General features: G+C 28.4%; 19 protein-coding genes. 7 read left to right on the top strand and 12 right to left on the bottom strand.

Going from position 1 to position 21,997, the window contains the following annotated elements; genetic code table 4:
* Nucleotides 1-212: 212 nt before the first annotated feature.
* From ACPYPZ_RS00155 to ACPYPZ_RS00140, 4 genes are all read left to right on the top strand, one after another.
* Nucleotides 213-1,532, top strand: a complete 1,320-nt coding sequence (locus tag ACPYPZ_RS00155) for a hypothetical protein (RefSeq protein WP_426461313.1) — start codon at nt 213-215, stop codon at nt 1,530-1,532.
* Between the two features lie 135 nt (nt 1,533-1,667).
* Nucleotides 1,668-2,474, top strand: a complete 807-nt coding sequence (locus ACPYPZ_RS00150) for an energy-coupling factor transporter ATPase (protein ID WP_426461312.1) — start codon at nt 1,668-1,670, stop codon at nt 2,472-2,474.
* The gene (locus tag ACPYPZ_RS00145) at nt 2,459-3,601 is read left to right on the top strand and encodes an ATP-binding cassette domain-containing protein (protein ID WP_426461311.1); all 1,143 of its coding nucleotides are present in this window, start codon (nt 2,459-2,461) and stop codon (nt 3,599-3,601) included. Before ACPYPZ_RS00150 ends, ACPYPZ_RS00145 begins: the two co-directional genes overlap by 16 nt.
* Nucleotides 3,594-4,634 carry an energy-coupling factor transporter transmembrane component T family protein gene (locus tag ACPYPZ_RS00140; RefSeq protein WP_426461310.1) on the top strand — a complete coding sequence of 347 codons (1,041 nt, stop codon included), beginning with the start codon at nt 3,594-3,596 and terminating at the stop codon, nt 4,632-4,634. The genes ACPYPZ_RS00145 and ACPYPZ_RS00140 overlap by 8 nt, the downstream gene beginning before the upstream one ends.
* Nucleotides 4,635-4,687: 53 nt before the next feature.
* Here the strand turns inward: ACPYPZ_RS00140 and ACPYPZ_RS00135 are convergent, their stop codons facing one another.
* The 4 genes from ACPYPZ_RS00135 to rpsL form a co-directional block, all read right to left on the bottom strand.
* Nucleotides 4,688-6,592: a M13 family metallopeptidase gene (locus tag ACPYPZ_RS00135; protein WP_426461309.1), complete on the bottom strand. Its 1,905-nt coding sequence runs from the start codon at nt 6,590-6,592 to the stop codon at nt 4,688-4,690.
* Nucleotides 6,593-6,678: 86 nt separating this feature from the next.
* Nucleotides 6,679-8,769: an elongation factor G gene (gene fusA / locus ACPYPZ_RS00130; RefSeq protein WP_426461308.1), complete on the bottom strand. Its 2,091-nt coding sequence runs from the start codon at nt 8,767-8,769 to the stop codon at nt 6,679-6,681.
* 25 nt (nt 8,770-8,794) lie between these two features.
* Nucleotides 8,795-9,265 carry a 30S ribosomal protein S7 gene (rpsG, locus tag ACPYPZ_RS00125; protein WP_426461307.1) on the bottom strand — a complete coding sequence of 157 codons (471 nt, stop codon included), beginning with the start codon at nt 9,263-9,265 and terminating at the stop codon, nt 8,795-8,797.
* A 57-nt stretch (nt 9,266-9,322) separates the two neighbouring features.
* Nucleotides 9,323-9,733, bottom strand: coding sequence for a 30S ribosomal protein S12 (rpsL, locus tag ACPYPZ_RS00120; RefSeq protein WP_426461306.1), 411 nt, complete (start codon nt 9,731-9,733; stop codon nt 9,323-9,325).
* Nucleotides 9,734-10,032: 299 nt separating this feature from the next.
* Here rpsL and ACPYPZ_RS00115 point away from each other — a divergent pair, with 299 nt between their 5' ends.
* Nucleotides 10,033-11,061, top strand: a complete 1,029-nt coding sequence (locus ACPYPZ_RS00115; RefSeq protein WP_426461305.1) for an IS30 family transposase — start codon at nt 10,033-10,035, stop codon at nt 11,059-11,061.
* A gap of 108 nt (nt 11,062-11,169) precedes the next feature.
* Here ACPYPZ_RS00115 and ACPYPZ_RS00110 read toward each other — a convergent pair whose 3' ends face one another.
* The 8 genes from ACPYPZ_RS00110 to pyrH form a co-directional block, all read right to left on the bottom strand.
* Nucleotides 11,170-11,661, bottom strand: a complete 492-nt coding sequence (locus ACPYPZ_RS00110; RefSeq protein ID WP_426461304.1) for a hypothetical protein — start codon at nt 11,659-11,661, stop codon at nt 11,170-11,172.
* A 26-nt stretch (nt 11,662-11,687) separates the two neighbouring features.
* The gene (locus tag ACPYPZ_RS00105) at nt 11,688-14,276 is read right to left on the bottom strand and encodes a UU173 family protein (protein ID WP_426461303.1); all 2,589 of its coding nucleotides are present in this window, start codon (nt 14,274-14,276) and stop codon (nt 11,688-11,690) included.
* On the bottom strand, nt 14,257-15,777 hold the full coding sequence (locus ACPYPZ_RS00100) for a DUF2130 domain-containing protein (protein ID WP_426461302.1): 1,521 nt from the start codon (nt 15,775-15,777) through the stop codon (nt 14,257-14,259). Before ACPYPZ_RS00100 ends, ACPYPZ_RS00105 begins: the two co-directional genes overlap by 20 nt.
* 78 nt (nt 15,778-15,855) lie before the next feature.
* Nucleotides 15,856-16,638 (bottom strand): 16S rRNA (adenine(1518)-N(6)/adenine(1519)-N(6))-dimethyltransferase RsmA, encoded by a 783-nt coding sequence (rsmA, locus tag ACPYPZ_RS00095; protein WP_426461301.1) that lies wholly within the window; start codon nt 16,636-16,638, stop codon nt 15,856-15,858.
* Nucleotides 16,628-17,440 (bottom strand): TatD family hydrolase, encoded by an 813-nt coding sequence (locus tag ACPYPZ_RS00090; RefSeq protein WP_426461300.1) that lies wholly within the window; start codon nt 17,438-17,440, stop codon nt 16,628-16,630. Before ACPYPZ_RS00090 ends, rsmA begins: the two co-directional genes overlap by 11 nt.
* 1 nt (nt 17,441) lies before the next feature.
* Nucleotides 17,442-18,794: a tRNA uridine-5-carboxymethylaminomethyl(34) synthesis GTPase MnmE gene (gene mnmE / locus ACPYPZ_RS00085; RefSeq protein ID WP_426461299.1), complete on the bottom strand. Its 1,353-nt coding sequence runs from the start codon at nt 18,792-18,794 to the stop codon at nt 17,442-17,444.
* A gap of 77 nt (nt 18,795-18,871) precedes the next feature.
* Nucleotides 18,872-19,423, bottom strand: a complete 552-nt coding sequence (gene frr, locus ACPYPZ_RS00080; protein WP_426461298.1) for a ribosome recycling factor — start codon at nt 19,421-19,423, stop codon at nt 18,872-18,874.
* The gene (gene pyrH, locus ACPYPZ_RS00075; protein ID WP_426461297.1) at nt 19,423-20,139 is read right to left on the bottom strand and encodes a UMP kinase; all 717 of its coding nucleotides are present in this window, start codon (nt 20,137-20,139) and stop codon (nt 19,423-19,425) included. Before pyrH ends, frr begins: the two co-directional genes overlap by 1 nt.
* Nucleotides 20,140-20,356: 217 nt before the next feature.
* Here pyrH and ACPYPZ_RS00070 point away from each other — a divergent pair, with 217 nt between their 5' ends.
* Together ACPYPZ_RS00070 and ACPYPZ_RS00065 are read left to right on the top strand one after the other, a co-directional pair.
* A complete protein-coding gene (locus ACPYPZ_RS00070) occupies nt 20,357-21,289 on the top strand; it encodes a Cof-type HAD-IIB family hydrolase (protein ID WP_426461296.1) in 933 nt (310 codons plus the stop codon).
* A 9-nt stretch (nt 21,290-21,298) separates the two neighbouring features.
* Nucleotides 21,299-21,997 carry a ribonuclease HIII gene (locus tag ACPYPZ_RS00065; protein ID WP_426461295.1) on the top strand — a complete coding sequence of 233 codons (699 nt, stop codon included), beginning with the start codon at nt 21,299-21,301 and terminating at the stop codon, nt 21,995-21,997.

The following is a 21,997-nucleotide window of genomic DNA, read 5'->3' as shown; positions in this document are numbered from 1 at the left end:
ATCATATAAATATGACATAGTGAACTCTAAAAGAATATAATTAAAGTGTGGTAGTTATTTGATTAATATCGCTAATATATTTTATAAATTAAAAAAAATAAATTACTTACACATAGCTTTAACATACTTTATATAAGATTGGAGAAAATATTAGGTATAAATAATTCTTAATTTACTTTACAAGGATGTCTTATCTAATATTAAATACAATTATGACTATAGCATTACAAAAATCAATTAATAAACTGTCGTTTATAAATAATTTACTATCTAACTTAATAATATTTATTACAGGGTTATTTCCTGTTTTCATTATTTCAATCTATAAATTTATTTATAAAGATTATTTCATTCAGAATTCAAATTATAGTTTAGTAATTTTAATCATTTATTCTCTTGCACTTTTGATTACTATCTTATTTTGATTATATTATCGAATAGGTTTATATTTAATTAACAAAAATCTTTTTAGACTAAAATATAAGGCTTATAAAGTATTTTATCTATACAAAATTTTAAATAAAGCTATATATTTTAACTCAAATTTAGAGTTTGCTTTTAAAACTGAAAATCAACTTTTTAAAACTTTCACATTCAAAAGAATAATGTATACATTTTTCATTTATGTGTTAATTTGATTCTTTATTATTCCTGGATTACGTTCATTAACAAGCATTCTAGAAATACAACAAAAAGATTGAGTTCCATTAATGATTATCGGAACAGGAATATGCATTTTTGTCTATGTTTATAATAATATTTACATAAGAATTAGACAATATAGTACATTTTGAGATACTGCATCTGCTGAAACTGATAAATACGAATTACTTAAAAAATATAATAATTTAAATTTTCAAGCAATTGAAAATATCCCAATGAAATCTTGATATAGAGCTATTTTTGTGTGAATTAATATATTAGCTATTTTGTTTTTAATTGGTACCATTATTGCAACTTCATACATTATAAAAACTAATCCAAGAGCTATTGCAATATTCTCAAATATGCAAAACTGAACTCCTAGACCAGTAAAATATAGTGCTTGAGATATTATCAGTATAATCATTTCTTGTCTTTACTCATTATTTTTAATAGGCGTATCTGTAATAATTGATTATAAATATTGAAAATCATTTATGCAAAAAATATTTAAATACAAAGACGCAAAATTTATTAGAAACCCTTTTAAAAGAGATGTTTATACTTTCTGAATGAATATGAAAATTAAATTCCCTGATTTAGACAATAAGTCTTACAATCAATATTTAAAAACTTTAGGTTTACAAGAAAATATCGAATCAATTTGTAAAGACTTATTAAATCTATTATTTATTGTAATTTTGATATTGTATAACCCTTTTACAGATATTGTTGACGCATCACTTTATAAACCAACGTATTTAATTTATATTATCTTTATTATTGGTGGAATTTATACTTTTTCATTTAACTTCATGTCAAGTTTATGACTTGTATATGCACGTAAAGAATTAATCAGACTTAATAATACCGATATCTATTTCTCTTAAAACTATTTTGAATAATCATCACATTCTCTATCACATATAACCATTATTGTCTAGAGGTAAAATGTGATGATTTTTTATTAAAAACATAACAAAAATAAAATTTTTCTAAAATAAAGAATTTAATAAAATTTAAATATGATTAAAGTCAATAACATCTCATTTAAGTACGATTTAAAGAGTACTAAAAACGTTTTAAATAACGTTTCATTCGAAATAAATAAAGGTGAATATGTTGCTATTTTAGGTCACAACGGTAGTGGTAAAAGTACATTATCAAAAATACTTGTAGCACTGCTTAAGCCACAAGAAGGTAACATCTCAATCAATGGAGTTTTATATAGCAAAAAAACTTTGCAATACATCAGAAACAAAATTGGTATTGTCTTCCAAAATCCAGATAACCAATTTATTGGTTCTAGCGTTGAAGACGACATTGCTTTTGGTTTAGAAAACAAATTAATGTCACACGATGAAATGCAAGAAAGAGTAAAGGTTTTTGCTAACCGTGTTGATATGCAAAAATATCTTGATCGTGAACCACAAACCTTATCAGGTGGTCAAAAACAACGTGTCGCGATTGCAAGTGTTTTAGCTTTAGATCCTGATGTAATTATTTTTGACGAAGTAACTTCTATGCTTGACCCAAAGGGAAAAGATGAAGTATTAAAAATCATTCGCGAAATTAAGGCAAATAAAGATAAAACATTAATCTCAATTACTCACAATATGGATGAAGCTATTCTTGCTGATCGATGTTTAGTCTTTGCTCAAGGTAAATTAATTGCTCAAGGTTCACCAAAAGAAATTTTAAATAACAAAGAAATTATTGATATTGCTAAAATTGACTCACCTTTTATTTATAAACTTAGTTCATTAATTGATGGTATTGACCCTACATACAATCGAGAGGAGTTGGTTAAAGAAATATGCAAATTAAAATAAATAATATCTCACATATATTTAACAAAAATACTCCTTGAGAATTCCAAGCTTTAAATAATGTATCTTTAGAAATCAATCAAGGAGAGTACATTGGAGTAATCGGTTCAACAGGAAGCGGAAAAACAACTTTAATTGAACATCTAAATAATCTTTTAGAACCTACATCTGGTTATATTGATTGAACTTTTGTTGATGAAAAAGCTCTTGACAATAAACGTGCTTTAAGCAAAATTGAAAATACTAAACGTAAAGCTTTAAAAAAGTTGGGTAAACAATTAGATAAAGCATTAAACAAGGCTTTAAAAATATATAAAAGCAATTATAAAAAAGAACATAATCAAAAACTAACTAAAAGCGATTGACTTCTTTTAAAAGAAAAGTTCTCACAAGATTACCTTAAAAACTCACCTATTATCCATAAAATTTATCAATTAAAAAGTTATCAAGAAGGTGAAGCTAACTTTACAACTGGGAAAACTGCTTGAAAAAGTTTTATTAGTAAAAAGAAGTTTAAAAGAATTCGCAGCAAAGTAGGTGTTGCATTCCAATTTGCTGAATATCAATTATTTAAAGGGACAATTCAAGAAGATATTGCTTTTGGACCTATCGCATTTGGTATGAACAAAGAACAAGCTTACGAAAAAGCTAGGGAATGTTTATTACAAGTAGGAATGCCTGAAGAATATCTTGAACGAAGTCCTTTCGAGCTTTCTGGTGGACAAAAAAGAAGGGTTGCTCTAGCAGGTATTTTAGCTATGGAACCAGATTACTTAGTAGTTGATGAGCCTACTGCTGGATTAGACCCAAAGGGTGTGGTTGAAATACTTGATATTTTAAGCGATTTAAATAAACAAGGTAAAACAATCATTAATGTATCGCATGATTTAGATAACATCTTAGAAAGAGCAAATAGAGTACTTCTATTAAAAGAAGGGCAATTAATTGCTGATGATACACCTTATGCTGTTTTAAATAACGTTAAGCTACTTAGAGATAATAATTTACAACCACCACAATTATTAGACTTTGTTGATGAATTACGTGAAATTGGAATTGATGTACCTGAGGTACACTCACTTGAAGAATTAGCAGAATTTTTAAACACAAGAAAGGAATCTAATGAATAGTATTTTTGGTCGTTATATTCCTGGAAAAGGTTTTTTATACAATTTAGATCCCAGATTAAAATTATTAATCACAATTGCTTACATTATTTTAGTTTTCTTCGTACCCAATTTCTTTGGTTTAATTGTTCTATTAATTCCTTTAATGATTGCACATATGCATGTCACAAATCGTCCTAGAAGTACATTTAGAATGATGAAAATTCCATTATTTATTGCGATTGTACTTTTTATAGTAAATATTTATACTTTAGACTTACAAAGTGTTATTAAGCTAGATTACTTACCTAAACAATTTGTTGTGTTATTTGCTAAAAGTGATAAATATATTTATGATGTGCCACTTAATCCTGATGCATTAGATAATTTTGTAAAAGAACAGGATAAAATTTTACAAATTTACAATGCTTTAGATATTAAAAATGCTTTTCAACAAGTCCAAGAAAATGGTAAAGATATTTATGAATGAACTAATTACTACGGTTTATCATTAGCTGCATTGAACCGTACTGTGTCTTTATTCGTAAGAATTTATATAATGATTCTCGCAATGTCTGTTCTAACAAATAGTACTAGACCAATCTTATTAACTAAATCTATTGAAGACATCTTATGACCATTTAAATTACTTAAACTTCCTGTTCATATTGTTGCGATGATTATTTCTATCGCACTTAGATTTATTCCGACATTATTAGATGAAGCAAACAGAATTATGAAAGCTCAAACATCTCGTGGTGTTTCATTTAAACACGGAAGCTTTAAGGATAAAATTGTGGCTTTAACCACTTTAATCATTCCTTTATTCGTATCAAGCTTTGCTAAAGCAGAAGATTTATCTAACTCAATGGAAACTCGTGGATATGATCCATATCAAAAAAGAACTAAATATCGTTTATTAAAACCTGGATGAACTGATTTCTTTACTGGATTAGTGGTAGTTATTGTTATTATTGGTTTATCAATATTTTCATATTACATCAATCACTTTCCAGCAGATTTTCCTGAAGTTATTAAATGATTTAACATTATATAAAAAATGGATGCTCCTTAAAAATAGGAATATCCATTTTTTTATTATTGCTTTGATTATCAAATTTTAAAGATTTTTTCTGCTTCTGCAAACATTTTATCTTTTGGTTCTAATTTGTAGTGTTCTTGGAACTCTTTACAAATTTTTAATTGTAAGTTAACACGTTCTTTCGCTGGTGAGTGTGGATCTGTAAGCAATCTACGTAATGCAACTTCTTCACGTGATTTTTCTCTTTCACAATATGCATAATTTTCAAAGAATGCTTCAGGATTGTAATCCGGTTCTGTTTTAGCAGCTTCCAGAGCAACTAAAATTCCTCCTTGATCAGCAATATTTTCTGACACAGTTAATGAACCATTAATTTTTCCAAATTGTGTTTCAAACCCATCAAATCAGTCAATCATTAATTGTGTTTTTTCTTTAAATGCTTTGTAATCATCTTCTGTTCATCAGTTGTTAAAGCTTCCAAATTCATCAAATTGTGCACCATTATTATCAAATGCGTGTGAAATTTCATGAGCAATTGTCATTCCTAATCCACCATAATTTGCACTTGAATTTTGATCTAATGAGTAAAATGGAGCTTGTAAGTACCCTGCTGGGAAAACAATTCTATTAGCTAATGGGTTAAAGTAAGCATTAACTTCGTATGAAGACATTCCTCAAATATTTGGATCAACTTCTTTTTTGTATAAAGAAAAACTGAATTCTTCGGAAATTTTATCAAAATGATTCATATTAGAAGTTAATGAACCACCATCTTTATAAGGTGTAACAATAAATTTGGCATAGTATGGATAAATATAGTCTGGATATCCAACCATAGGAACGATTTTTTCTAATTTAATAATTGCTTTTTTAATTGTGTCTTTAGATAACCACTCATTTACAGTTAAACGTTCTTTATAGATGTTAATGATTTTTTGAATCATTCTAAGTACGTCTTTTCTAGCTTCATCGCTAAAATGTGATTTTCCGTAATATAAACTAAATGGTTCAGAAAAGTAACCTAATGTTTGATTATAAGCTCATCTACTAATTGGTGATTGTTTTGTTGCACCTGAAAGTACTTTATTTAATTCAAAATATTCTTTACGAGTTGAAGGTGATAAATATGAACCTGCACTTAAAACTTCGTGTAAGTACATTAAGTTTTTAAACCCTTTAAAATGTTCTTCTGATAATATTTCTTCAATATTTTCAAGGAATTTCTTATTTGGAACGATAATTTGTTCAATTTCTTGTTTTACTAATGCTTCTGCATGTTTAACGAATCCAAATCTGTGGCTAAATGATTGTAAGTCTTTAGCTGAATATGGGTTATAAAGCTTTTCAATTTGATTTTTTTCAACACTAGATAATAAGAATTGTGATAAATAGTTATCGTATTCTACAGCAGAATCAATCATCCTTTTTGCTTCTGCCTTAGTTTTTCCTAAATCAACATAATATTTGAGAGCGACTTTTTTTAATACTGCTAAAATCTTTTTCCCTTTAGCATTTGAATAATATTCTTTAGAAGGCAATAATGAACCTAAACCATTAAATCAAAGTGTGTATACTTTGTTATTAATGAAATCCTCACCAACTTCAAAACTATAAGGTAAAAATGATGCAAATTCATTAAATTCTAAGTATCTTGAATCTAGTTCTTTAAATGATGTTAACTCTTCAATTAATTCTAATTGATTTAAAACTGGTTTTCAACCTTGTTTTTCTTGCATTTTTGTATTTTTAAACATTTTATATAGTTGCACCATTTGATAAATTTGTGGATCAGCTGGAATTTCTTGTTTTCCACTTGCTCAGTCTGCAACTAATTTTCTTAATTCTTTTTCGATGTGTAAATATAATTCTGAATATGAGCTAAGTGAACCTAAAAAAGCAGGAATTTTACTTTTTGAGATTCATTTTTTGTTTACATATTCATAAAAATCATTTTTTAATAAATCTTTTTGCATTTCTCTCCTTTATTTGTAAATTATATAAATTTTAGTTATAAAAATACGAAAAAACACTAGTTGTACTAGTGTTTTTTAGAAAATTATTATTCTTCTTCTTTTGCTTGAATGTTTCTACGTTTGATGATTTCATCAGAAATGTTTTTTGGACATTTTTCGTAGTGATCAAATTGCATTTGGTATGTTCCACGACCACTTGTCATAGATCTAAGTTCTGTTGAGTAACCGAACATTTCAGCAAGTGGAACGTGAGCTCTAACGATAACAGCACCATCGTTTCTTTGTTCTTGATCGTTTACAAGTCCTCTACGACGTGATAAGTCACCGATTACATCCCCCATGTGATCTGAAGGAACAACTACTGAAACATCCATAATTGGTTCTAATAATACTGTTCCAATAAGGTCTTTAGCTTTTGTAAGTGCTTTAGAAGCAGCAATTTTGTAAGCCATTTCTGAAGAGTCGACATCGTGGTATGATCCATCAAATAATGTAGCTCTCATATCAATCATTGGGTAACCTGCTAAAATACCAGCAGCCATTTTTTCTTCAAGTCCTTTTTGGATTGATTTAATGTATTCTTTAGGAATTTTACCACCAACGATTTTATCAACGAATTCAAATCCACCATCTGGGTTTGGTTCGAATTTAATTCATACGTGTCCGTATTGTCCTTTACCACCAGATTGTTTGATGTGTTTTCCTTCAACATCTGCTGTTTTTGTAATTGTTTCACGGTATGAAACTTGAGGTGCACCAACTTTAGCTTGCACACCGAATTCACGTTTAAGACGGTCAACGATGATATCAAGGTATAATTCACCCATACCAGCGATGATTGTTTGTCCTGTTTCTTCGTCTGTGTATGTTCTAAATGTAGGGTCTTCAGCAGCTAATTTTTGAAGTCCTAATGATAATTTTTCTGTAGCAGCTTTTGATTCTGGTTCAAGTGCTTGAGAAATAACTGGTTCTGGGAATACCATTTTTTCTAATACGATTGGAGCTGTTTTTTCAGCAACTAATGTATCACCTGTTGTTGTGAATTTAAGTCCAACAGCAGCAGCGATATCTCCAGCACGACATTCGTCGATTTCTACACGGCTGTTTGCGTGCATTTGTAAGATACGTCCAATACGTTCTTTTTGATCTTTTGTTGAGTTAATTACGTATGAACCTTTTTCTAATACTCCACGGTACACACGGAAGAATGTAAGTGATCCAACGAATGGGTCAGTCATAACTTTGAATGCTAATGCAGCGAATGCACCATCATCTGTAGCTTCAACTGAAACTTCGTTTTCTCCGTCGTATGCTTTAATAGCTGGAACATCAACTGGTGATGGTAAGTAATCAACAACAGCGTCGATCATTTTCTTAACACCTTTGTTTTTGAATGATGTACCACAAACTACTGGGAAAAATTCTGATGTTAAAGTAGCTTTTCTAATTGCTGCTTTAAATGTTTCTTCATCGATATCTCCACCTTCTAAAACAACCATCATTAATTCTTCATCGAAGTTTGCAACAGCTTCTAATAATTCTTGACGTTTAATTTCAACTGTTTCTACTAAGTCAGCTGGAATTTCTGTAGGAAATTCTTCTTCCATAGCTTCACCGTTGTATGTAACTGCTTGTCTTGTAACTAAGTCAATGATTCCTTTGAAGTCTGATTCAGCTCCAATTGGTCATTGAATAGCAACAGCGTTTCCACCTAAACGTTGTTTAACAGATGCAACAGAAGCAGCAAAGTCAGCTCCTGCTTTATCCATTTTGTTAACGTAAACGATACGTGGAACTTTGTAGTTTGTAGCTTGTCTTCAAACTGTTTCTGTTTGAGGTTCAACTCCTGATTGAGCATCAAGAACCGCAACAGCACCATCAAGTACACGTAATGAACGTTCTACCTCAACTGTGAAGTCAACGTGTCCTGGAGTATCGATGATGTTAATTCTTTTTCCTTTTCAGAAAGCTGTTGTAGCAGCAGAAGTAATTGTGATACCACGTTCTTGTTCTTGTGCCATTCAGTCCATTTGTGAAGCACCATCGTGTGTTTCACCGATTTTGTGAATTTTACCTGTGTGGAATAAAATTCTTTCTGTTGTTGTTGTTTTTCCCGCATCAATGTGGGCCATAATACCGATGTTACGGTAATCTTTTAATTCGTATTCTCTTGCCATAAATTATTTATCCTAAAAATACAAATTATCATCTGAAGTGTGCGAATGCACGGTTAGCTTCAGCCATTTTGTGTGTATCTTCACGTTTTTTGATAGCTCCACCTGTTTTGTTTGATGCGTCAATGATTTCGTTAGCTAAACGAACGTCCATTGTTTTTTCGTTTCTTAAACGAGCGTATTGCACTAATCATCTAAGTGCTAATGTTTGTTTTCTACGTGCAGGAACTTCTGTAGGAACTTGATAGTTTGTTCCACCAATTCTTCTTGTACGGATTTCTAATTGTGGTGTAATGTTTTCCACAGCTTCTAAGAAAACTTCCATTGGTTCTCTGTTTGTTTTCTCTTTAATGATTTCAAAAGCTGAATATAAAATATCTTGAGCGATTGATTTTTTTCCGTCAAGCATAATTTGGTTAATTAACTTTGTAACGATTACTGAGTTAAAAACAGGATCTGCAAGTACTTCACGGATAGGCGCTTGTTTTTTTCTTGACATATTTTCCTCCTATTATTTAAAATTGAATTTAATTAATTTTGTTTTTAAAAAGCTTTATTATTTAGCTTTTTTTGTTCCGTATAAACTACGTCCTTGGTTACGTTTTGCAACACCAGCTGCATCTTGTGTTCCACGAACGATGTGGTATCTAACCCCTGGTAAGTCTTTAACACGTCCTCCACGAATTAAAACAACTGAGTGTTCTTGAAGGTTGTGTCCTTCTCCTGGGATATATGCTGTAACTTCCATTCCGTTTGATAACTTAACACGAGCATATTTACGTAAAGCTGAGTTAGGTTTTTTAGGTGTCATTGTAGCAACACGAGTACATACACCACGTTTAAATGGAGAAGCCATTTTTTTAGCTTTTTTAACTAATGAGTTGTAGCTAACGTTTAACGCAGGAGCGTTTTGTTTTTTAATCTTTGAGCTACGACCATTTGTAACTAATTGGTTTGTTGTAGGCATTGATTTCCTCTTCCTTTCATGTAATTATTATTTTTAATTATAAAAATGTGTTATGAGAGCTATATTTGAAATAGCTTGTTTATTATACAACAACTTCTCCGTGTGTATCATATTTTTTAATTTTTTTCTTGCATTGAAAAAGTCACACTAAATTGTGTGACCCCTAATTGTACTTTACAGTGCAACACCCTTTTATTAGTAAAATAATATTAGGGTGTTGCTTTTATTCTGCAAAATTTGAATAAGAAAACATCCACTTCACAGCTTAAACAATAGTGGATGCTTAAATATTATAAATTATGCAACCAAAATTTAAAACTTTAAAACGTAAGGAAAGAGAAATAATTGATACTTTATACAATATCGAACATAAAAGCATTAGAAACATTGCGAAAATTTTACAACGTTCACCATCGACAATTTTTAGAGAGATTAAAAGAAATCAAATTAACGGAGAATATGAACCGCAAAAAGCTAATGTAAAAGCATATAAAAGATATTCTTGAAAAAAGTCTTTTCCGTTTACTGATCCTAAATATCAAACATTCATAAAATTGTTTAATTTACTTTATAAAAAGCAATATATGAAAATTGAACCTACTATTGAATTCATCAAACACAATTACACAAATATATCTATTCCTAGCACTAAAACTGTTTATAAATGAGTTAATGATAGACACTGAAATAAAGAAAAGTTACAAAAAATTAGACATAAATCATTAACTCCAAAAAGAAGTGTTGGCATTAAAAGACTAACACGAAATAAATACGTTTTTCCTATTGGTTTACGTCCAAAACACATTGAAAGTAGAGTAGAATTTGGACATTGAGAAATAGATTTAGTTATCGGTTTGAAAAGTTCAAACACTGACAATATATTAACTTTCAATGAACGTAAATCAAGGTTTTTTATAGCAAAAAGAGTTCGTTCTAAAAACCCTTTAGAAATCAATAAGGTTCTGAATAAAATAATTACAGATTTGTGAAATTTGCATATACCGGTTTTATCTATTACTTCTGATAATGGTTTTGAATTTAATAAACTACAATTCATAGCTAAGAAATTTCAATTCAATATTTACAAAGCAGAACCATATTGTTCTTTTCAACGTGGTAGCAACGAAAACTCGAACGGTTTATTTCGCAGAAGGTATAGAAAAGGTACTGACTTTACTAAAGTTAGTGATAAGGCAATAGAAAAAACAGTCTGAGAAATAAACAATTTACCAAGAAAAATACTCGGATGAAAATGCTCAAATCAAGTTTTAAAAGACGAAATAGACAAATTAAATAAGGAGCTAGAAAAGTTAGCAGAACTTGAATAAGTTGTGAAAAAGCCGACAAATTAATGTCGGCTCTATTTTTAACCTAAGTGTTGCACTGTAAAGGTTAATTAAGGGTCACACTAAATTGTGTGACTTATTAATTTCTGTTTAGTTATATGCTTTTTCGATTTCATCTAATATTTTATTCATTCTAACAACACCAATGTAATACATGATGATAAATAAACCATTAATTAAATATCCTAAAATTATAAATACGTAAATTAATGTTGTAGATTGATTGATTTTATTTAATAATTCATTGCTTGGATTATCAGCAAATCTACTTTTTACCTCACCAGTGATTGATGAAAATTTCACTAAAGAAACAATCATCAATACTAGAATAGGAATACCTAACAAGAATGCAAACGTGGTACCAACACCTACGAAAATTCAGCAATTACGAATGTATGCCTGCACTCTTTCTTCATAACCAGCACTATAATTCATATCTTCTACTAAAGGTATGCGATTCATATAATTTATTACAAATACTAAAAATGCAATTATATATATAAAACTAAATGTGATAAAAATACCAGAAAGTATCATTTGTGCTAAGTTAATTTTTTTAAGTTGTTTTATTTTTTCTATCATAACATCTCCTTATATATATTATATTATTAAATAACAATTAATTTTCCTTCTTTAAGTTCATATCTTTGATTTTCATCTACTAATTCGTATTGATAATCTTCAATTTCTGGATAAGCAGATTTTAAGATTTCCATAACAAAGTCATAAACCATAAGCATTGCACGCACATCGTTTTCGCAATATTTTTTAAGATTAGGAACAAAAAGGTTATTTCATAAGTTATCACCTATACTTCCTAAATATCTTTGAATCGCTTTTTCCATTGCATCAGTACCTTTTTGAACTTCTTTAAGTGATGTATAAGGTACTATTTTGTTTTTTAAATCTATTTCATAGTGAGTAATATATTTTTCTATTTTCTTAATTGAATAAAAATATTTTAAATACTTAATACTAATCATCATTCGACCGAAAGTGGCGATATTTTTTGCTATAAAATTATCAGCATTTTCTTCTTTAAGAATTTTATGGTTTTCAACCCTAAAAGAACTATATGTATCAGCGGTCGAAGTATTAAATGCTGCATATTTATTTTTGCTTAAATCCACAATCATAAAAGAATCAGCAAGATCGACTGTATTATCATTTATATGATTAATCATATTAGCGAAGTTTTCTACTGTATCAAATCTGTTAAAAAATCAATTTAAAAACTCAATATCTTTATTAGCATTTACGGTATTAATAACTAACTCCAAAATTTCTTTATTTCTAGTATTTTCATAGCTTTTATTAAATACCACAAAATAATCAGCTTTATCAGCATAAATAGCTTCAATCATTTCACATAAGTCTTTTAAGCTTAGTGTTTGAGTATCTTTAACAATATTTTCACAGCTTAATTCTTTTCCATTTTGTGTGATGATGATTGAAACTTGATTTACTACTTGGTTGTAAGGATTAACATAATCTAAAACAGGAAATAAATCAGAAAAACCTTCATAGTCATATCAGCAAATTCTTGCATTCTTAATATGTAATCTTTTTATTAAATTAGCCACATTAAAATTAAAAAAGTCTTGTGTTTTATAAAACAAATCATTCTTTAACTTCACAAACCCATAATCATAAATTTCACGACCTTGATAATATTTACCTGATAATCTTTCGAAATCATGAGCAAGCAGAACGTTAATTAATAATGTTTTTAACTCAACATCTTTTTGAATTCATTTAGGAATATTCAATCCAGCATAATACTTATTTGAATTACTCATAAACGCAGCATTTGCATCTCGAGTTTTAATTTGATTTTCATACTCATAATTTAATTGATTAAATTCAAATCATTTTTGGTAAAGTAAGTCAATCAATGGTTCTTTAAATACTTTTGGTTTTTTATCTCCGTTTGGAATTTCTGTTACTTTATTACCATTACTTAAGAAGAAATATTTAAGTTGCTCTTGCGAAATATTTTTATCTGTTCCAAATTCTTCTCAAGCTTTATCTAAAACTATTAAATAATCATCTAACTTTTTGTAAAAATCAGAATATTCAACGCTTTTAAAAATAAAAGCAGACGGCTCATTAAATTGATTTATAAAATCATCCATTGATTTAAATCTACTTAAATTTCAACTCTGTTTTAAAATTGGATTACTTGTCTTGTAAGAAATTTGATTATTATATTTAACTGAATTATAAAAAGAAAACTTCGATTTCTTTCAAGAACTAAAATCTCCTATTTCTAGTAGATTAATTAACCCTGTATCATTTAAAAGTTTTTGAATTTTTACTTCTTCTAATTCTTTAACTTTACTTGGATTAATCGCTTCAGTTCTATAATTTGAACCAAAAGATTCATAAAATGAAATTTCTCCTTTTTTGAAGTTCTTGGTTATTTTTAAGAGCGGATCAATAATTATCACACTGTAATCTTGGAAATTAACTAAGTTTTCACCAAGTTCTTTTAAACATAAATAAAGATATAAACATTTTTGGTTATCAATAATTGAAGCAAAAGATTTAAAACTAATATCTGTAAATTTTTGTAGTTTTTTATCATATAAACTAGCTGATACTATAAATTTATATTCTTTATTATTAAAAATATGATTTACAGCAAAAGTTGGGTTTACTATTAAATCAACAGAATCGTCACTTAAAAGCTTCTTAGTTAATTCTACTTTTTCTGCTGCATTATTTCTAACACTAATATATTTAACTTGTTCTGGTTTATAACTATATTTATTAATATAAAAGTCAATTGCTTTTGCTTTGTATTGATTAAAACTATTCCCTTTGATTAAAACATATTGTTCATTTAATTCAATAGGTGTAGTTTTTTCGTTATCACTAAATTCAAATCAATCAAAAAGGTGTGAAGTCTTATTATTGAATTCATCAAAATTCATAACATCTTCCATAATTTTTGTTTCAGTTGTTTGAATCATTTTTTTAATTGTATTTTCATCAATTTCTTCATCATTAAAATCATCATCGCTATCTGTTTCATCAATGATAATTTTTTCTTGCGAGATATTGTCTCAAAGTCGCTGCAACTCTTTCTTTAATTCTTCTGCATTACGATATATAAGTGTAGGATTTTTATCAAATATCTTTTTAAAATTACTTCAAGAAACTACTATTTCATTATTATTTGGTTGTTGGCTCATTTATGTCCTTTTCTTTTGCCTCTTCAGTTTCAGTTTTAATATCTTCTAATTTGCAAATATTTGATTCATTTTCAAAATGACCTATTTTATCAAGACGTGAAATAATTTTTCTTTCAATATTAAATTGATTGATTTTGTTTTCAATTGTTCTTGTATGGCTCAAAATTCTACTATCAATAATACCTTGCATTTTTATAACTGTGTTCGAAAGGTTATTAACTTCTTTTTGCAAATCACCAACACCATTTTTTAAATAAGTTATTTGATTTTCTAATAATGCTGATTTAAATTTTCTAAACTCATTTAAAATTTCTTCTTTATTCAATGTTTGTGTTTTATAAACATTAAATTTATTTTCCATTTCAGCTTCTTTTTTAGCTATTAAATAAAAAAGTTTTAATAAGCTCGCTAAAATGTCAATTCTGATGATGTAAATATTTGGATAAGCTTTATCAGTTTGAATAAAGAAATCATCATTAGGGTTTAATTCAGTCACTAAAATAGCTTTATCTGCTCCAAAATTTTTTCTGTCACTTTCAAGTTTTTTAAGGAAGTCTTTATTTTCTTTTGAACCTTTTGTTGTTTGTAATGACTTAGCTTCAATTACGATTTTTCCAATTGTTCTTTCTTTATCATTTTTATCATAAAAAACAACTTCAAAATCAGGCATTTCTCTTTCTTTTTCACCTTTTTCATTTAAATATTCAACAGGTGTTGTGGTTCTTTGAAATTCAATTTCGTCAAATACACCAAATGTATTTTCTAAAACTCTTTGTACTTCATCTTCAAACTCATTAGCAAGAGTTTTCATAGTTTGACTAGATCTTCTTGCTGTTAATCCTTCATATCTACCTTTTCAGTTTTGCAATTCTTTTTCTAGAGTTTCTTTTTCTGTTGCAATTTTTGCAATTTCAGTTTGTTTTTTATTTTCAAACTCTAATTCAATTTCATTTCTTAATTTTAATGCTTGGATTTGCATTTGATGATTTAACTCTGTAATTGCTTTTTCTTTTTCAAAAGAAAGATTTCTTTTTTCTTGCTCTACAGTTTCATAAATTCTTTTAATTTCTTTTTCGTGAGCTTCCTTGATTAATTTATCTCTTTCAAGATTAATCATTTCCTTAGCTTTTAAGTTATCTATTTCACTTTGGAATTCTGATTTAGCTTGTTGAATCGCAATATCTTGTTTTTGTTTTAATAGCTCAATTTCAGAACGATATTTTAATTCAGTTTCTTTTCAAGAAAGTTCTTTTTTATCAAAAGATTCCATTAACTCTTTATATTGATACATATTTTTTCAATTTTTATTAATGTAATCATTATGTTCTTTTAAAATTGCAGCTCGATATTCATCTTTTTTATTGAGAGCGTATTCATTAATGATTGCAGCATCATCCACAGTTCAATCTTTTAATGTAAAATGTGAGCCTTTTGGTGCATCTTCAAGAATTTCAAATTCAAGATTTTCAATATCAACTAATTTAAATTTAATGTTTTTCATATTAACCTCTTCTTATAATAAATAAATTATATTTTGTTTAGGAGTGATTGCGGAAAAGAAAAAGAGCTTACGCTCAATTTATTTATTTAATAAATGATAAAGTTCAATTATTTCCTGTAAATCTAGTTGTTGAATTCTTAAATTATCATCTTTATTTAATTTTTGATATGCAGCTTGAATTACTTCTGGTTTATAAACTGTTTTTAATGCATACGAAAGTTTTTTACGTCTAGCTAAGAAGCACAACTTAAAGAAGTCCTTTATTTGTTCTCATTCTTTAGTTTCTTCTTGTTCTTTAAAACGTAAAGAAATAATCGCTGAATCAATTTTTGGAGCAGGAACAAAACAACCTGCTGGTACAATAAATTCAATTTTACAATCAGCTAGATATTGTGAACTAATTGATAATTTAGAATAATCTTTAGAATTTTTGCTTGCTGTAATTCTTTCAGCAACTTCTTTTTGAACCATTAATAAAACACCGCTAAATTTATCTCTATTTTCAAATAATTTAAAAAGTATTTCAGTAGTAATGTAATAAGGAATATTTGCTATAACGTAAGTATTAGGTTGAATATCACTTAAATCTGCTTCTAAAAAGTCTTGATGAACTAACTTGAAATTATCAGCTACAATTTCTTTTTCTAAGATATTAACCATATCTTGGTCAATTTCAAAACATGTGAGTTGTTTTGCATCTTTAACCAATTCTTTTGTTAGAGCACCTCTACCTGGTCCAATTTCTAAAACATTTTGGTTTTGATAAGGAAATACATTTAAGATTTTATTAATAATATTTTTATCGTGTAAAAAATTTTGTCCGTATTGTTTTTTAGCAAATACTTCTTTTTTATTTTTCATCTTTTAATCTAAATAAATTTCTTAAGTTTCTATTTACACGATCTACAAATTTTTCCATTCCAATACCTTTTAATCCAGCAATGTAATATGCAACATATAAAACTGTGTTAGGTTCATTTTTTTCACCTGTATATGGATGAACTCTTAAAAACGGAGAATCTGTTTCTGTTAAAATGCGGTCTAATGGTAAATACTTAATTACTTCACGAGTATGTTCTGCAGTACCAAAAGTTACAACACCACTAAATGAAAAATAAAGATTTTTAAATTCCATAAATTTTTCAGCTCATTTTAGAGTTCCTGCATATGTATGTAACATAACTCTAAGGTTTGGATATCTTTGCATAATAAAGTAAAAATCTTCATACGCTTGTTCACTATCTTCTTTATCTCTTAAGTGCACCACAACAGGTAAATCATGTTTGATTGCAACTAAAATTTGAGCTTCTAAACTTTCTAATTGTTGTTCTCTAGTTGAACCTCAATCATAAAAATATTCAAGTCCTATTTCACCCACACCAACAACTGTTTCATCAATTAATGGTTCTAATTTTGCACCTTCAGTTCCATCTGGTTTATCTTCAGGGTGAAAACCAACACAAGGTTTTACTACTGCAGGATATTTTTTAGCAAGTTCTTTAACTTCAATGTTTTCTTTTTGGTGTCCACCATTTACAATTAAGAATTCAACACGATTGTGGTAAGTAGCATTAATAATTTCATCAAGAATTTCTTGAGATTTATAATACTCCATGCTTAAATGGCAGTGTGCATCGACAAATTTATTTCTTTTTTTACTCATATTATTTACCTAAACAGAAATTACTAAACATAATGTCTAATAAGTCTTCTCTGTTTACATTTCCTTTTATATTTTGTAATGAATCTCAAGCATTATATAAATCAATGATAATTACATCATATGTTTGAGAATCAAGCATTGCGTTTAATGAGTCTTCAAGGCTCATTAATGCACTTTTAATTAATGAAAGTTGTCTTGTATTATTAAAGATTCTTTCATCCATAATATCGATATTTTTAAAATTAGAAACAAGTGCTTCTTCAAGTGGTTTAATATCATTATTGATTGCTGAAATATAAATTAAATCATTTGCTTCTATTGTTTCAATATCTTTTTTGTTTTGAACTTTGATGTAATATTTACCTAATTCTTTAGTACGAGCTTCAATTTTTTCATCAAACTCATCCTTGCTTTGAGTCGGATCGATAACGTGAATAACTAAGTCCGCAAGTTCAATTTGTTCTAAAGATTTTTTAATTCCGATTTGTTCAATTTTTTCATCTGTTTTTCTAAGACCAGCTGTATCTACTAGTTTAAAAAGCATTCCATCAATTTGATAACTAGCTTCAACTAAGTCTCTAGTTGTACCTGCTATATCAGTAACAATTGCTTTTTCTTCTGAAAGTAATGAGTTTAAAATACTACTTTTACCAACGTTAGGTTTTCCTAATAACGCAACCCTTACACCTTCAAAAATATATTTAGAATCTTCTGAAATCTTAACAATTTGTTTTAACTCAGTAATTAGTCCTTTAACTTTTTCAATCATTATCCCTGTATCTAATTGTTCAATATCATCATATTCTGGATAATCAATATTAACTTCACATAGTCCAATTAAATACCCTAATTCATACAAGAATTTATCAATTAAACCACTTGTTTTACCGTTAAAACGATTAATTGATGCTTTAGCTTGTAAATTTGTTTTTGAAAAGATTAAGTCATGCACAGCTTCTGCTTTAATTAAATCCATTTTTCCATTTAAAAAAGCTCTTCTTGTAAATTCACCTTTATCAGCAAGTCTCGCTCCATTTTTAAGTAATAACTCTAAAATGGTGTTGGTTACCACAATACCACCATGACAATTGATTTCTACCAGCGGTTCACCCACATAGTTGTTATAAATGATTTGTCCATCTTTTTCTTTCCCAACAAATCACATCACAAGCACTTCATCAATTAGCTCATCCTTATCGTAAATATGTCCATAAGTAATTTGGTGATCTTGTCCTGTTCTACCTTTAAAAATCTTTTTAACTATTTCTACAGCATCAGGACCACAAATTCTTACAATCGAAATCGGTTGATTAATATGCATTCCTGAACTGATTGCAGCAATATTATCGTACATTATCTCTCCTTTTATAATTAGGTCAATATATAAAAAAATTCCTTATGTATATTATATACATAAGGAGCAAATGTGAATTATTTATTCATTAACTCATCTTCTTTTTCTTTTGCTAATTCGTTAATAAAATTAATTTGTTTATCAACTAATTTTTGAATTCTGTCTAAAAAGTTTTTTTGTAAGTCTTCTGATAATTCTTCATTATTTTTAATTGCTTTATTTACATCTTGACGAGCATTTCTTACACCAACCTTTGCAGCTTCTGTGTATTTTGAAATACTTTTAACCATTTCTCTACGTCTTTCGGTTGTTAAAGCAGGGAATGTTAAACGTACTTGGTTACCTTCATCTACTGGAATAATTCCTAAGTTAGCTTTGTCTAAAGCTTTTAAAATTTCCTTAACTGAACTAATGTCGTAAGGTTTAATTAAAAGTTGTTGAGGTTCAGGAACGCTAATGTTAACAAGTTCTTCTAATGGTGTCATTACATCATAGTAGTTAACTCTAATTCCTTTAATAATTTGTGGGTTAGCTCTCCCTGTTGAAATTTTTGACATTTCGAATTTGTAGTGATTAATAGCTTTTTCACATTTATCTTCGAATTCTAATTGATATAAATCGAAATCCATTATTTAATTACCTCCGTATGTGTAATTTCACCTTTTAAAGCTCTTACAATAGAATTTTCTTCTAAAAGGTTAAAAACCATTAATTTAATATTATTGTCTCTAGCCATACTTGTAGCTGTTAAGTCCATAACTTGTAAACCACGCTCAAGCACTTCATCATATGTAATTTTATCAAAACGTTTAGCATTTGGGTTTTTCTTAGGATCTGAATCGTAAATCCCATCAATGTTGTTTTTTCCCATAAGAATTACATCAGCACCAATTTCTGAAGCATATAAAGTAGCTGCTGTATCTGTTGTGAAGTATGGACGTCCTGTACCACCAACAAAAATTACAACTTCACCTTCTTCAAGATATTTTAATGCTTTTTCATTTATGTAGTATTCAGCAACTCTTTTATCAATATTTAATGAACTTTGTACACGCGCTTTTAATCCTGCGTGTTCAAATCCACTTCTAAGTGCTAAACCATTCATAATTGTTGCTAACATTCCGATATAATCAGCTCTATTTCTTGGAATACCATTTTTTTCAGCTGAAGCCCCTCTTCAGAAGTTTCCTCCACCGATAACAATAGAAACTTCTACTCCTTGAGCTACAACTTCTTTTAATTGTTCAGCAATTCTAGAAACTAATTCATAATCGATTGCAAGGTGTTTTTCTTTATTCGCAAAACCTTCACCAGAAAGCTTAAGCAAAATACGCTTATATTTCATTTTTTCTCCTTAAATGAAGTTCAAGTACATCATTATATTTGCTCTATAATAACACAAATATAACCTAATTAACAAAATTTTACCTAATTAGTATTAAAAATATTAAAGTTTTTTAGAAAAAATAAAAACTGGAATACTATGGAAATAAAACCACAATTTTATAAATCTAGTATAATTTTAGGACTGAAAAATATTTTTATATTTTTAAAGGAGACATATGCACGATGAATTAAGAATTACAAAAGGCAAAAAAGATAGATACTTATTCGCAATTGATTTAGATGGTACAACATTACAATCAAGTGCAACTGGACAAATTCACGACCAAACTGTTGCTGCAATTAAAAGAGCTACAGACGAAGGACACGTTGTTTGTATTTTAACTGGTAGACCATGAAGAAGTACTAAATTCATCTATGATGAATTAGGTTTAAAAACTGTTGTTTCTAACTATAACGGTGCTCACATTCATCACCCTTATGATGATGCTTTCATTCCTTATATTAAATATTTAAACTTAAATGAAGCATTATACGTATTAGGTGATCCAATCGTAAGTAAAGAAGTTTCAAACATTGCAATTGAAGGACCAGACTGAGTTCAATTACAACACCGTGACCCAGATTTAGAAAAAGTGTTTGGTTTCAACACTTCATCTAACCTAAAAATTGGTTTAGATTTCCACAAACTACCTTTAATGCCTACAGGAATTATTTTTGATGTTAAAAAAGATACTGACGTTGAACACCTAAGACAATATCTTAAAAGACGTTATGGTGATTTAGCAGAATTCTCTTACTGATCAAAAGGTGAAGGATTATCTCCTGTTTTTGATATGACTAACATCACAGCTAACAAAGGTAAAGCTTTAAGTATGTTAATTCGTTACTATGACATTGACGTAAATAACACAATTGCACTTGGTGATGGATTTAATGACGTACCTATGTTTAAAGTTGCTAACATCTCTGTAGCTATGTCTAACGCTACTAAAGATGTTAAAAAATACGCAACAATTAGATGTAATAAAACAAACAAAGAAGGTGGAGTTGGTTGATACATTAACAAATTCCTTGATGATCCTAAAACAGAAATTGAAAAATCAAAAACTAGAGCTAAAAAAGTTGCTAAATTTACTGAAGAAGAATAAAATTAAATTATGAAATTTACTGATAATTTAGATAATATCAATTTAAAAGAAAAGCAAGTAATAGGAATAGATGAAACTGGTGTTGGAGATTACTTCACACCACTTATTTCTGTTGCTGCTTTTTTACCACAAGAATTAGAGCAATGAGCTATCGATCTTGGAGTAAAAGATTCTAAAAAACTTAGTGAAAAGCAAATTTTATTTATTGCTCCTAAATTAATAGGAAAAATTAGCTACGGCTCATATAAACTAACTCAAAAAGGTTATAACTCGCTATCTAAAAATTACAACGCTAACGAATTAAAATTCTTTAGTCATATTAAAGCTTTAAATACACTACTTGAACGTGATAACCAAGCTAATTTAGTTATTATTGATAAATATTCAACTACTAACGCAATTTTAAAATATTATAAAAATATATTAGTTGAAAATAACTGAGCAAAAATTCAAGACCCTAATATTGATATTATTCTGTTAGAAAAAGCTGAAAGCATTAGTTTATCCGTTGCTTGTGCATCAATTATTGCTCGTTATTTACTTATAAAACACATGCAAGAACAAAACAAACAATGAAACTTCATTTTTCCTTTAGGAGCTAATTCGGCAGTCCAGGATAAAGTTTTAGAATTTGAGCAATTACACGGAAAAACAGCTTTAAACGAAGTATGTAAAACAACTTTTAAAATTAGAAAACACACAAATTAA

The organism is Mycoplasma hafezii, from assembly GCF_049942695.1.
GTDB lineage: Bacteria > Bacillota_I > Bacilli_A > Mycoplasmatales > Metamycoplasmataceae > Mycoplasmopsis > Mycoplasmopsis hafezii.
This window is presented reverse-complemented; position numbering and strand designations above follow the sequence as displayed.